This is a genomic window from Xanthomonas euvesicatoria pv. euvesicatoria (genome assembly GCF_020880415.1).
Taxonomy (GTDB): Bacteria; Pseudomonadota; Gammaproteobacteria; order Xanthomonadales; family Xanthomonadaceae; genus Xanthomonas; species Xanthomonas euvesicatoria.
In genome coordinates this window covers 120771-134421 of record NZ_JAJIUJ010000023.1, presented here as the reverse complement: position 1 = coordinate 134421, position 13651 = coordinate 120771, and the positions used below count along the sequence as shown (strand labels likewise).

Here is a 13651-nt window from a genome sequence, read left to right as displayed (position 1 = left end):
ACCAGTCTCCCGCATGAAATCCAATGTCGTCGCCGCGCTGATCCTGATCCTCGTCGGCCTGCTGTTCCTGGCCAACAACCTGGGCTGGACCAATCTCAGTATCGGTCGCTTGATCGCCACCTGGTGGCCGGCCGCACTGGTTGCGTGCGGAATTGGCATGCTGTTCGGGCGCGGGAAGTAGGTCGGGCGGGGATTCGGGAGTCGGGATTGGCGAATCGCAGCAGCGGTATCTGGCTGCTAATGGCCCTAACGACCTATCTTCTGCGGTGGCATGCAGCAGCTTCCTTCTCCCCTGGGGACATTGTCCTCCTTTATGGGGGAGAAGGTGCCCCGAAGGTTCGGATGAGGGTACGGGCGAAGCCTCGTGCATTTACCGACGGCTAGTCTGAGCTGGCACTTCCGGCCCCGCCCCACATAACCGAACACTGACAGCCCAGACCCGCGTCGCCTGCCCTGATCACGCATCACCGCACTTGAGGCACTCACTGGCGATGCAACATGACGACTGTCATCCGCAACTGTTGACTTCCGGCACCTGATTGACGGGCGCATCGAGCGCAGCATGGCCTCACACCAACCGAGGATGTCGCCATGAACTACCGTCTGATTCCTGCCCTGTTCCTGATCGTCCTGGGCGCGTTGTTTCTGCTGGACAACCTGGGATTGGCGCATATGGATGTGGGCAACCTGATCGCGACCTGGTGGCCGGTGTTCCTGATCGCCGCCGGTGTGCGCCAATTGCTGCGCTACCGCGAGAAGGCGGCTGTGACCTGCTGAAGGCCACGGCCGCGCCACCCATCAGGTCCGCGGCAGGGTCACGCCGGTCTGGCCCTGGTACTTGCCGCCGCGGTCCTTGTACGAGGTTTCGCACACTTCGTCGGACTGGAAAAACAGCATCTGCGCCACGCCTTCGTTGGCATAGATGCGCGCCGGCAGCGGCGTGGTATTGCTGAATTCCAGGGTCACGTGGCCTTCCCACTCCGGCTCCAGCGGGGTCACGTTGACGATGATGCCGCAACGTGCGTAGGTGCTCTTGCCCAGGCATACCACCAGCGTGTCGCGCGGGATGCGGAAATATTCCACCGTACGCGCCAGCGCGAAGCTGTTCGGCGGAATGATGCAGACATCCGATTCGATATCGACAAAGCTGCCGGGATCGAAGTGCTTCGGATCGACGATCGTCGAGTTGATGTTGGTAAAGACCTTGAACTCGCGCGAGCAGCGTACGTCGTACCCGTAGCTGGAAGTGCCGAAGCTGACGATGCGCTGCCCGGCAGCATCGTGCTTGACCTGGCCGGGTTCGAACGGCTCGATCATCGCGTGCTGTTCGGCCATGCGCTTGATCCAGCGGTCGCTCTTGATGCTCATGCGTGTTCCTTGAAGACGGAAGGCGGCGGGCCGAGCGGCCCGCGCGAAGACGGCGAATTCTACCAGCGGCCGGCATCGCCGGCCCGATGCGCTACAGCAGGGATGCAGAGATCGGGATGCTGGCGCGTGGGCGCTTGCCCAGTTCCTCGGCAAGCCGCGTCGCCGCCGCTAGGTAGGCCTTGGCTGCCACCGACTCTGGCGCGGCCACCACAACCGGCTGGCCGGCATCGCCTTGCTCACGGATTGCGATCTCCAGCGGCAACGACCCCAGCAACGGCACGCCGTACTGCGCCGCCATGCGCTCACCGCCGCCTTCGCCGAACAGATGCTCGCGGTGGCCGCAGTTGCCGCAGGTATGCACCGCCATGTTCTCGACGATGCCGAGCACCGGCACCTCGACCTTTTCGAACATCTTCAAGGCCTTGCGCGCGTCCAGCGTGGCGATGTCCTGCGGCGTGGTGACGATGACCGCACCGGCTACCGGAATCTTCTGCGACAGTGTCAACTGGATGTCGCCGGTGCCCGGCGGCAGGTCGATCAGCAGATAGTCCAGGTCGTCCCACAGGGTGTCGTTGAACAACTGGGTCAGCGCGGACGTCGCCATCGGCCCGCGCCAGATCATGGGGGTGTCCTGATCGACCAACAGGCCGATCGACATCGCCTCGATCCCGAATGCACGCAGCGGCTCGATCGACTTATTGTCCGGGCTGTCCGGCCGCCCGCTCAGGCCCAGCATTGCCGGCACGCTGGGGCCGTAGATATCGGCATCCAGCACGCCGACGCGCGCGCCCAACTGATGCAGCGCCAGTGCCAGATTCACCGCAGTGGTGGACTTGCCCACGCCGCCCTTGCCCGACCCCACCGCAATCACATTGCGGATGCGCGAATGCGGCGCCAACGTGCCCTGCACCGCGTGCGCGGCGATTCTGCGTTCGCCCGTCATGCGCCAACCGCCTGCGCAACCGCGCGCGTCGCCAAGAAACCACTTTTCGCCATCGTGTTCATCGCCTACCCGGTTTGTCGTGTGCTACCGCGAGCGACTCAAGCATCGCCTTGCGCCGCATCGAAGAGGGCGTGAGTGTACCGGCTCGATCAGACGCAGCCGCCTTGTTTGCCAACGCGACACAGACGCACGTGCAGCTCGCACGTGACACTTACTGACAAATTTCGCAGAGATGGACACAAGATTAAAGAATTGTTACGGTCAAAATGCGGTTCAGCTGGTGCTCAGCGAACCCAACTGTGCAAATCGAATCCCAGCAAGGAATCCGCGAAATCATGTCGAGCCGTACCTCGCAACGCACCCGTCGCCATCGCCTCAGCACTGCACTTTTCGGCGTACTAGCCGCCTCTGCGGGCAATGCTGCCGCCCAATCCGAAAATGGCGTCGCGCCTGATACGACCGATCTGGACAAGGTCACCGTCACCGGATCGCGCATTGCGCGTACCGGCTTTGTCACGCCCTCGCCCGTGACGGCCATCAGCGCCGAAGAAATCCGCGCCACCGGTGCGACCACCATCAGCGACCTGATGGCGCGTATGCCGGCACTGGCACCGAGCTACACATTAGGCAACTCCACGCGCTTCATCGGCACCGCCGGCCTGGGCCTGCTCGACCTGCGCGGCATGGGCGTGGACCGCACGCTGGTGCTGGTCAACGGGCGTCGCCACGTAGGCTCAAGCCCAGGCTCGACTGCGGTGGACGTCAACACCATTCCGGTGGAATGGGTCGAGCGCGTGGAAGTCATCACCGGCGGCGCATCGGCGGTGTATGGCGCCGACGCGGTGGCCGGCGTGGTCAACTTCATCCTCAAGAAATCCTTCACCGGTTTTGAAACGCGCGCGCAGACCGGCCTGGCCGACGAAGGCAACTACAACCGCTCATTTGCCAGCTTTTCTGTCGGTACCGATTTCGCAGGCGGTCGCGGCAACATCGCGGTGTCCGGCGAATACAGCAAACAAGATCGTTTCGGTCGCGGCAACCGCGCCATCGGCCGCGAGTATCTGGTGAGTGTGCCCAACCCCGGTTTCGACCCCACCCGTCCGCCGAGCGAAAGCAATCCGCAAAACGTGCTCAGCGGCCCCGGTGGCAATCATTCGACCTCCTACGGCGGCACCTTCAATCTGGGCACGTTCGATTTCCGTAACCCGGCCAGCTACGGCAACCGCTATGTGTTCAACGACGACGGCAGCTTCCGGCGCAACCGTTACGACGGCACCGTGGTGAGCAACACTTCGTGCGTGGATTGCGATTTTGTCGACCTCAATGCGGTGGCCGATCTGCAACCCGGCTTCGATCGTAAAAGCGTCAACACCATGGTCAACTTCGAGATCAGCGAAAACCATCGCGTGTTCTTCGAAGGCAAGTACAGCGAAACCGATTCGGAATTTTTCGGCCAACCGGCATTCGACAGCTCGCTGCGCGTGCGCCGCCAGAACCCGTACGTCAGCCCCGAGCTCGGCGCCCTGATGGATTCGCGCGGCGCCACGCAGATCCTGATGAACCGCTTCAACGTCGATGCCGGCCGCCGCGGCGAAAACATCGAACGCAAGACCTACCGCGCGGTTCTCGGCGCCGAAGGCAACCTGACCGACAACTGGACCTACGATGTGTCTGCCAATTACGGCAAGACCACGGTGGACCGCCTCAACCTCAACAACCGCATCAATGAACGCTGGCAGGCCGGCATCGACGCCGCACGCGATGCCAGCGGCAACATCGTCTGCCGCACCACGCTGGATCCGACTGCGGTCAACCCCAACACCGGCCGCGTGTACTCGGCGCTGGCACGCGAGGGCTGCGTGCCTTTCAGCGTGTTCGGCAATGGTGCGGTCACTCCGGAAGCGGCTGCATGGTTCAACACCACCGCGCGCTCGCAAGCCAAGATCCAGCAGACCGTATTCAGCGCCTCGGTGGCCAACAGCAGCCTGCTGTCGCTGCCGGCGGGCGACATCGGTTTCGCTGGCGGCGTGGAATACCGCAAGGAACAGAGCGAGGAAGTCACCGACCCATTGGCTGCGTCGGGCGCGACCTTCCTCAACGCCATCCCGAACAGTGGCGGCGACTACAGCGTCAAGGAAGTGTTCGTCGAAAGCACCATCCCGTTGCTGGCCGGCCTGCCGGGCGTGGATCGCTTGGCGCTGGACGTTGCAGGGCGCTATTCGGACTACAGCAGTATCGGCTCGACCAAGACCTGGAATGTCGGTCTTGACTGGACCATTATCCCGTCGCTGCGGTTGCGTGGCACGCTGGCACAGGCCGTGCGCGCGCCCAGCATTGGCGAGCTGTACGACTCGCAGAGCGAAAACTTCGCCACCATCAACGACCCCTGCAATTACCTGCCCACCAATATCAACCGTCCCGGCACCGCCGGCGATGTGGCGTTGCGTCAGGCCAACTGCAGCGCGCTGGGCATTCCGGTGGGCTGGATCGATACCTTTACCTCCACTCGCCCCGGCGTGAGCGGCGGTAATCCGGAATTGAAGCCGGAGCGCGCGCGCAGCCTGTCGTACGGCCTGGTGTGGCAGCCGGAGTTCTTCGAAGGGTTCGGCATGTCGATCGACTATTGGCGCATCGACTTGCGCGACGCTATCGGCGCAGTGACCGCGGAAACCAATGCCACCCGTTGCGTGGATAACCCCGGAGGCATCGGCAACAGCTTTTGCGGCTTCGTGCAGCGCGCACCATTGGGTGGCTTCACCGATCCGCAGGGGCGCATCTATCCCGAACACAGCATCATCGGGTGGCAGGCGCTCAACGAAAATCTTGCCCGTTCGCGTCGCGTGGGCGTGGATCTGGAAATGGACTACCGCTTCCAGATCGGCGGAGGCAATACCGTGCTGCGGTTCGTCGGCACCCGCCTGATCCAGTCGCGCGAATGGGTGTTCCAGGACTTCCCGGCCGAATACGACGAGTACGTGACCTACGTGACCGACCCGCGCTGGCGTGCGCAGTTCCAGACCAAGTACAACTGGAACGAGTGGCGCGCGTCGTGGGACATGAACTATGTGGACGGCAACCTGCGGGTGACACCAGAGAGCTATAACAGCAACCCTGGCTCGGCCAGCCCGATCAAGAACGGCTCGTACGTCTATCACAACTTCCAGTTCGGCTATCAATTCCCCGGCTCGAAGATCGACGTATACCTGGGCATCGACAACGCCTTCGACAAGGATCCGCCGCGCAACTACTTCGGCTCGGATTTCACCTCTGCGCTGTATGACAACGTGGGCCGGTTCTTCTACCTGGGCACGACAGTGCGATTCTGATGGCCTCACGCGTGTAGAAGAAGCCCCGCTTGTCGGGGCTTTTTTTTGCGGTTTGGCAACGCGATGGATCATCACTCGCTGCGCAGACCACCCAACAACCTTCGAACACGCCAATTACATCAGGCAATCTGTATCGAACGTAACCATTAACTCACGAGCGCCGCTCCAGGTCGTTTGCCTACGTGTGCAATACAACGCCACTTTGTGCCGAATTCCTCATTTCCGATGCGGATTTGGGTTATTTCATTAACAAATCGTGTCAGACGCTTGCACTCGGTAGCAGGCATTCATTACGTTCGGGTTAAGGCCATCTGACTCCCCGATGACCGCCCTATCCGAACTCCAGTTGAAAGGTCAGGAATGAGCAATCAGTTTCGTCGCCAAGTCCTCAACGCACCGCTCTCGCCGTCGTGCTCGGTGCATGCCTAACCAACGGCGCGGTCTACGCGCAAAGCACCACCGGCAGCATTTACGGCAGCGCCCCGTCTGAAGCCGGCAGCACGATCGTCGTGCAGAGCGACACCGGGCTCAGCCGCACCATTACGGTGGATGCCAATGGCCGCTACAACCTCGGCTCCCTGCCGGTGGGCGCCTACACCGTCACCCTGAAGCGCGGCGACCAGGTCGTCGACACCCGCAAGAACGTGCAGTTGCGCGTTGGCTCAGGCACTGAAGTGTCCTTCGCCGGCGCGGCCGCATCGGGCAGCAACGCCGATGCAACCACGCTCGGTGCGATCACCGTTACCGCCGCCAACGCACCGAAGATCGATGTCAGCTCTACCAGCTCGCGCTCGGTCATTACCTCCGAGCAGCTGGCCACCTTGCCGCTGGGGCGTAGCGCCGAAGCGATTGCGTTGCTTGCGCCGGGTGCGGTGGCTGGTAGCGGCGCGTTCAATAACGGTTCGCGCTCGGTGGTCTCTTTCGGCGGTTCCGGCGTCACCGAAATGCTTATCACATCAATGGTTTCAACGTCAGCAATCCACTGAGCAATCTGGGCGGCGTCAGCCTGCCTTACGGCGCTATCGACCAGCAGGAAACCTATACCGGTGGCTATAGCTCGCGCTACGGCCGTTCAACCGGCGGCGTGATCAGCCAGGTGGGCAAGCGCGGCACCAACGAGTGGCACTTCGGTGCACAGGCGGTGTGGGAGCCGAAGGCGCTTGCAAGTTCGCGTGGCGATGTCTGGTTCCCGAACGCTACTTTGCCCACGAATTTCGGGTACACCGATCCTACTCAACCGGGCACGCTCTATCGCAGCGGCAAGGACAATACACAGACCCGTACGGTGTATAGCGCCTACGCCGGTGGTCCGCTGATCGAAGACAAGTTGTTTATTTTTGTCGCCGGCGAAACCGATAAGACCGACGGAGTAACGACCAATGCGGTCACCGACAGCACCCAGGCGCGCAACAACTACGACTACAGCTCGCCCAAGTTCTACGGCAAGATCGATTGGAACATCAACGACAACAACATCCTGGAATATACGCGCGTTCAGAACACCGATCGCCGTTCCGGGTATTACACATCCTTCGATTACGACAGCCTTTCCGGCGGCGAAGCGACCGGGACATACCCGGATACGTTCAAGATCAAGGACACTTACGACATCTTCAAGTACACCGGCTACATTACCGATGACTTGACGCTGAGTGCCACGTGGGGGCGCAGCAAACAGGAAAACAAGCAATTCAACCAGCTGGTCTCCGACCTGCCGTTCCTGGGCAGCTTTACCAACCAGGATCCGGCGATCACTGGCGGGCAACCGATTGGCAACAACCAGACCACCAACCGCGCCAAAGCCGACGACCCGACGAACAAAACGCGCAGCCTTCGTGTAGAACTGGAATACCGTTTGGGCGACCACGACCTGACCGCTGGCGTGGACAACATGTACTTCAATGCCTACAACGAAGGCGTGCGTACTACCGGTCCCGGTTATCAGTGGATCTACGGTCGCCAAACCGATCCTACGCAAGCCATCCGACCCGGTCTGGGAGTCGGTCCTTCCGGCGGTAATGGCTACTACGCGCAGCGCCGCATCTTCACCACCACGACCAGCATGGCCGTGGAGCAGAAGGCCTATTATCTGGAAGACCGTTGGCAAGTCAGCGACAACTGGCTGGTGACGCTCGGCATCCGCAACGATAAGTTCACCAACTTCAATAGCGACCATGTTGCTTATGTTGACAGCGGCGACCAATGGGCACCGCGTGTTGGCGCCAGCTGGGACATTTTCGGCGACTCCTCGTTGAAGGTGTTCGCCAATCTGGGGCGTTACTACCTCGCGCTGCCTAACAGCGTAGCGATTCGTGGCGCGTCGGCGTCTACCTACACCGACGAATACTTCGCTTACACCGGTATCGACGCAAATGGCGAGCCCACCGGCCTGCGTTCGCTTGGCCCTGGCCCGGTGTCTTCCAACGGCGAGTACGGCCAGGCTCCCGATCCGAACTCCTTTGCTCCGACGGATCTCAAGTCGCAGTACCAGGACGAATTCTTGATCGGCTTCGAAAAGACGCTCGGCTCAAGTTGGAACTCCGGTGCCAAGTTCACCTATCGCAAACTGCAGTCGGCCATCGACGACGTCTGCGACACCGCAAAGATCGGCGACAAGCTGACCGCTCAGGGCGGCGATGCGGATGCTGTCAGCATTCCCGGCTGTGTGATGTTCAACCCCGGCCAGACCAACACCTACAATCTGCGCAATGTCGATGGTTCTGGCTACACCAGCGTGCGTATGTCCCAGTCCGATTGGGGCTTCACCGACAAAGCACGCCGTAACTATGTTGCCGTCGACCTGTTCCTGGAACACCCGTTCGATGAGAAGTGGTATGGCCGCGTCGACTACACCTGGTCGCATAGCTACGGCAACACCGAGGGGCAGGTGAAGTCGGATATCGGTCAATCCGATGTGTCCAAGACCCAGGATTGGGACGCCGCGGCTCTCATGTACTACGCCGGCGGCAGCCTGGCCAACGACCGTCGTCATCAGCTCAAGGCCTTCGGCGCCTATCAGCTGACGCCGGAATGGATGGCGTCTGCCACGTTGCGTGTCATGTCCGGAACGCCAAAATCCTGCCTTGGTTACTTCGGCACCGACGAGAGCGATCCGATCAGCTATGGCTCGGCATATCACTACTGCGGTGGTCAGCCGTCGCGTCCGGGCGATGCAGGCCGCACGCCTTGGACAACCAACTTGGATCTGGGCGTGACCTACCGTCCTAGCTTCGCCGACCACAAGCTGGCGTTGGGACTGCAGGTCTTCAACGTGCTCAACCAGCGAGACGTGCTGCGCGTGAACGGTGTCTACGAAACCGCACCCTCCACGGTGTCCAACACCTACGGGATCGGAACCGATACGTTCTCTTTCAATACGCCGCGCTTCGTTCGTCTCTCGGCATCCTACGACTTCTGATCGTCGGCAACGGAAGCGTCTAAATGGCGCTTTCGTTGCAGTGGATGTTCTTGCTCCAGGCCTCTGGTTTCAGAGGCCTTTTTTTATGCGTCGAGTGTCTTAAGGTGAGCTTTCACCCACCCAAAATCACCCGCGCCGCATTATGTCCGGGTGCACCGGTCACACCACCGCCCGGATGCGTGCCCGACCCGCACAAATACAACCCCGGCACCGCGCCGCGATAGGCACCCTGCCCCAGCAGCGGGCGCGCGCTGAAAAGTTGGTTGAGGCTGAGGGCGCCGTGAAAGATGTCGCCGCCAACCAGGCCGAAGATGCGTTCCAGATCGAGCGGGCTGAGGATCTGCCGGCCCAGGACCGATGCCGCGAATCCGGGCGCGTAGCGCTCGACCGTTGCGATCATCAGATCGGCCACCTCGTCGCGATAATCGTCCCACTGCCCGCCATCGGGCAGTTGCGGTGCCACGTGCTGGCAGAACAGGCTGGCGACATGCTGACCAGGCGGCGCAAGGGTGTCGTCCAGGGTGCTGGGAATGAGCAGTTCGACCACGGGCTCACGCGACCATCCCAACGCGCGCGCGTCATGCCAGGCGCGGTCCATGTAGTCCAGGCTCGGTGCCATGATGATGCCGGCGGTCAGGTGATCGCCGTCGCCGGGCAACGCGGTGAAGTCCGGCAGGCGCGAGAGTGCGACATTCATGCGGAAGGTGCCCGACCCGCAGCGGTAATGGGCAATACATTCGCGCGTTGTCGCAGGCACGTCGCCTGGCCGCATCAGGCGCTGATACAGCAGTTTCGGGTTGACGTTGGCCACGATCGCGCGGGCGTGGATCGTCTCACCGCCGGTCGTGACGACACCGACCGCACGCCCCTGCTCCACCAACACGCGCTCCACCACGCAGCCGGTACGGATCTGCACGCCGTACTCGCGCGCGCTGGCGGCCATGGCCTGAGTGATCGCACCCATGCCACCGATGGCGTGGCCCCATGCCCCCTTGACCCCGTTGCTCTGCCCGAACACGTGGTGCAACAACACGTATGCGGTACCCGGCGTGTGGGGACTGGCGTAATTGCCGACAATGCCATCGAAGCCGAACAAGGCCTTGATCGGCGCGCTTTCGAACCAGCGATCCAGATATTCGGCCGCTGAAATCGTAAACAGGTCCAACAGCTCCTGGCGCAGTGTCAGCGGCAGGCCCTGCAACTGCAGCCCGAGCTTGCCTGCCCGCCATAGCTGCGGCAATGCCTGTAGCCAGCCGCCATCGGTGACATCAGGCGGTGGCTGCAAGGCCAGCGCACGCAATACGTCGGCCAACTGCTCCAACCGCGCTTCGTAGGCGGGCAATGCGGCCGCATCCCGCGCTGAAAACCTGGCAACTTCCTGTGCCGTGCGCCCTGCCCCGGCAAGCAAATAGTCACCGTTCGGCAACGGCAGAAAATTTTTGAGACGTCGCGGCACCACGTGCAGGCCATGGCGCTCCAGTGCGAGATCGGCGATGACCTTGGGTTGCAGCAACGACACCGTGTACGCCGCCACCGAATTGCGGAAACCGGGATGAAACTCCTCGGTCACCGCCGCACCGCCAACCACGTCGCGCGCTTCCAACACCAGCACCCGTTTACCAGCCTTGGCCAGATAGGCGGCGCACACCAGCCCGTTGTGGCCGGCGCCGATGATCAGTGCATCCAGGGGTTCAGAGGCGACGGGCATGCACTGGTATATAGCACCGCTCATCTGCGCCCACCATCTGTCAACGGCAGCGTATGAGCGCCTGCCCGCCGCTAACAATGCAGCACTGCGGCGGCGCGCGCAGGTGGTAGGCGAAGAGCGGCCGCTGCACAGTGCCGCTGGTGGTTGCCAGCAAGTGCCCCGCTGGGTGATTCGGGGGTGACCACGCCGACACCTCCAGCCGACAGCTGCAGGTTGTGTGACATCGACAGTACCGCCGTTGCCTGCTGGCCATGGCGGGCCGGCTCACTGGATGTTCGGTACCCCCGCGCCCCAAAAGCTGGTGCCTCGCCCGGCCCTCTACGCCCCGCACCCATGACCTTCGACACCATGCCATCCGGCTGGCGAGGCGTAGAGTGCCGGCCACGGCCCCGGCGACGGGGCTTCCCATCGATGCTTCCGGAGTCCTTTGTGATTCGTACACCTCATTTATTGACGCTGACCCTGGCCGTGGCCACCGCCCTGAGCGGTTGCAAGAAGTCCGAAGACACCGCACCTGCGACTCCTGCGGGCGACACTGCGGCCACTACCCCGGCAGCGCCCAAGACGCTGACCCTGGACCAGAGCAAGCTGCCGGCAGTGAACCAGTTCACCGCGGCCGACCTGGACCCCAACAGCAACGCCTGTACCGATCTGAACGCCTACGCCAATGCCAAGTTCCTGGCCGCCAACCCGGTGCCGAGCGACCGCACCAGCTGGGGCGCGTTCGAGATGCTCGACGAGCGCTCCAATGCGATCCAGCGGCAGTTGGTGGAACAGGCCGCAGCCGACAGCAAGGCCACCGGTGTGGAAAAGATCGTCGGCGACCTGTGGTCGACCGGCATGGACGAAGCCAAGATCAACGCGCAGGGCATCGAGCCGCTGAAGCCGGAACTGGCCGCCATCGACGCGATCAGCGACCAGGCCAAGCTGGTGGACTACCTGCGCAGCAGCGCGGCCAAGGGCAACAACGTCCTTTTCGGCTTCGGCGCCGAAGCGGACTTCAAGAAGTCCAGCCAGAACATCGCCTATGCCATGCAGGGCGGCCTGGGCCTGCCGGACCCGGAGTACTACACCAGCCCCGCCAACAAGGCCAAGCTCGAGGCCTACCAGGCGCACATTGCCAAGGTGCTGGAGCTGTCGGGCGTGGCCGCGGCCGATGCCGCCGCGCAGGCCAAGCAAGTGGTCGCGTTCGAAACCCGCCTGGCCAAGGTGTCCAAGACCAGCACCGAGCTGTCGCGCGACGCCTCGCTGGCCTACAACCCGATCTCCCCCGCCGAGGCCGACAAGCTGACCCCGAACTGGTCGTGGACCGAGTTCTTCAAGTCGCAGGGCGTGGCCACGCCGGAGATGTTCTCGCTGGCGATCCCCGCCTTCCATCAGGAAGTGAGCAAGATGATCGCCGACACCGACCCGACGATCTGGCGCGCGTACCTGCGCTTCCACACCGTCGATGGCGCTTCGCCGTTCCTGAGCCAGCCGTTCGTCGATGAGAACTTCGCGTTCTACAACAAGACCATGCGCGGCCAGAAGGAAATCAAGCCGCGTTGGAAGCGCGTGCTGGCCACCATCAACGGCCAGGCAGGCGAAGCGCTGGGCCAGCTGTACGTCAAGGTTGCCTTCCCGGCCGATTCCAAGGCCAAGATGGAAACCCTGGTGACCAATCTGCGTACCGCGCTCAAGGCCCGCATCGAAAAGCTGGACTGGATGAGCCCGGAGACCAAGACCAAGGCCATCGCCAAGTGGGAAAGCTTCACGCCCAAGATCGGCTACCCGGAAAAGTGGCGTGAGTGGAATGGCCTGAGCACCGGCCGCGACAGCTACCTGGGCAACGTGATGGCCGCGCAGGAATTCAACTACAAGTGGAACCTGTCCAAGATCGGCAAGCCGGTGGACAAGACCGAATGGAGCATGAGCCCGCAGACGGTCAACGCCTACTACAACCCGCTGCAAAACGAGATCGTGTTCCCGGCCGCCATCCTGCAGCCGCCGTTCTTCGACCCGAATGCACCGGAGGAAATGAACTACGGCGGCATCGGTGCAGTGATCGGCCATGAGATGACCCACGGTTACGACGACCAGGGCAGCCGCTTCGGCGCCGATGGCAACTTCATCCCCGATCCGGGTTGGTGGACGCAGAAGGACCTGGACGCGTTCAAGGCACGCACCGGCAAGCTGGTGGCGCAGTTCGACGGCTACCGCACGCCGGCCGGCGACAAGGTCAAGGGCGACCTGACCCTGGGCGAAAACATCGCCGACCTGGGTGGCCTGAACACCGCCTACGACGCCATGAAGGCCGCCACTGCCGGCAAGGACGACCCCAAGACCGACGGCATCACCCGCGACCAGCGCTTCTTCCTCAACTGGGCCACGGTATGGCGTCGCAACTTCACCCCGGAAGAACTGGCCGTGCGCCTGAAGACCGACCCGCATGCACCGGCGAACTTCCGCGCCATCGGCGCACCGTCGAACATGCCGGCATTCGCCGCCGCGTTCTCGTGCAAGGCGGGCGATGCGATGGTGCGTCAGGGCGACAAGCAGGTCGTGATCTGGTAATTGCGCAAGCGCGGTAAAACCACGGGCGGCCATCGAAAGATGGCCGCCTGTTTTCGTTGTGCACCCCGTATTTGCCGCAGCGTCTTTCTCCAAATCCGCCAGCCGGCACCAATAACCGAGGCAGGCCATGCTCCTGCACTGGATGATCTTTCCTGCACGCACGCGCTGCCAGACCGATGCCGACCAACGGGTAGAACGCGCATCCTGCTGCGACGCCGTCGCTGCGCTCGCCACAAGCGCAGGCTACGCAAGACCCGCAAACACCAGTTGCAATGCGGTGCGATCTGCAATCGCGCCTGCATGCAAGCCTCAACAAAACTCAACGCACGCGCCCC

The 13651-nt window shown here is 62.5% G+C and carries 7 protein-coding genes and 1 pseudogene; 5 read left to right on the top strand and 3 right to left on the bottom strand.

The annotated features are described in order from the left end of the window. Positions 1-13 precede the first annotated feature (13 nt). Complete coding sequence (locus tag LN450_RS03865; protein ID WP_008577498.1) at positions 14-181, top strand: LiaI-LiaF-like domain-containing protein; 168 nt, start codon at positions 14-16, stop codon at positions 179-181. 410 nt (positions 182-591) lie between these two features. Continuing rightward, positions 592-777, top strand: coding sequence for a LiaI-LiaF-like domain-containing protein (locus tag LN450_RS03860; RefSeq protein WP_008577497.1), 186 nt, complete (start codon positions 592-594; stop codon positions 775-777). Positions 778-798: 21 nt separating this feature from the next. Here the strand turns inward: LN450_RS03860 and dcd are convergent, their stop codons facing one another. Continuing rightward, entirely contained in the window at positions 799-1368 is a 570-nt protein-coding gene (gene dcd, locus LN450_RS03855) for a dCTP deaminase (RefSeq protein WP_008577495.1), read from the bottom strand. 91 nt (positions 1369-1459) lie between these two features. After that, on the bottom strand, positions 1460-2311 hold the full coding sequence (gene apbC, locus LN450_RS03850) for an iron-sulfur cluster carrier protein ApbC (RefSeq protein WP_008577493.1): 852 nt from the start codon (positions 2309-2311) through the stop codon (positions 1460-1462). A 335-nt stretch (positions 2312-2646) separates the two neighbouring features. Between apbC and LN450_RS03845 the strand changes: the two genes are divergently transcribed. Then, on the top strand, positions 2647-5637 hold the full coding sequence (locus LN450_RS03845) for a TonB-dependent receptor plug domain-containing protein (RefSeq protein WP_011347965.1): 2991 nt from the start codon (positions 2647-2649) through the stop codon (positions 5635-5637). Positions 5638-5997: 360 nt separating this feature from the next. Next, a pseudogene (locus tag LN450_RS03840) lies at positions 5998-9055 on the top strand (TonB-dependent receptor). 112 nt (positions 9056-9167) lie between these two features. Here the strand turns inward: LN450_RS03840 and LN450_RS03835 are convergent. Further along, a complete protein-coding gene (locus LN450_RS03835) occupies positions 9168-10763 on the bottom strand; it encodes a phytoene desaturase family protein (protein ID WP_039417675.1) in 1596 nt (531 codons plus the stop codon). A 450-nt stretch (positions 10764-11213) separates the two neighbouring features. Here LN450_RS03835 and LN450_RS03830 point away from each other — a divergent pair, with 450 nt between their 5' ends. Continuing rightward, the gene (locus LN450_RS03830; protein ID WP_039417676.1) at positions 11214-13316 is read left to right on the top strand and encodes a M13 family metallopeptidase; all 2103 of its coding nucleotides are present in this window, start codon (positions 11214-11216) and stop codon (positions 13314-13316) included. Positions 13317-13651: the final 335 nt, after the last annotated feature.

What these genes read in the sequence shown, in the direction of transcription:
- apbC (WP_008577493.1), bottom strand. Translation starts at nt 2,311, where the DNA reads ATGACGGGCGAACGCAGAATCGCCGCGCACGCGGTGCAGGGCACGTTG.
- LN450_RS03865 (WP_008577498.1), top strand. Translation starts at nt 14, where the DNA reads ATGAAATCCAATGTCGTCGCCGCGCTGATCCTGATCCTCGTCGGCCTG.
- LN450_RS03835 (WP_039417675.1), bottom strand. Translation starts at nt 10,763, where the DNA reads ATGCCCGTCGCCTCTGAACCCCTGGATGCACTGATCATCGGCGCCGGC.
- LN450_RS03860 (WP_008577497.1), top strand. Translation starts at nt 592, where the DNA reads ATGAACTACCGTCTGATTCCTGCCCTGTTCCTGATCGTCCTGGGCGCG.
- LN450_RS03845 (WP_011347965.1), top strand. Translation starts at nt 2,647, where the DNA reads ATGTCGAGCCGTACCTCGCAACGCACCCGTCGCCATCGCCTCAGCACT.
- dcd (WP_008577495.1), bottom strand. Translation starts at nt 1,368, where the DNA reads ATGAGCATCAAGAGCGACCGCTGGATCAAGCGCATGGCCGAACAGCAC.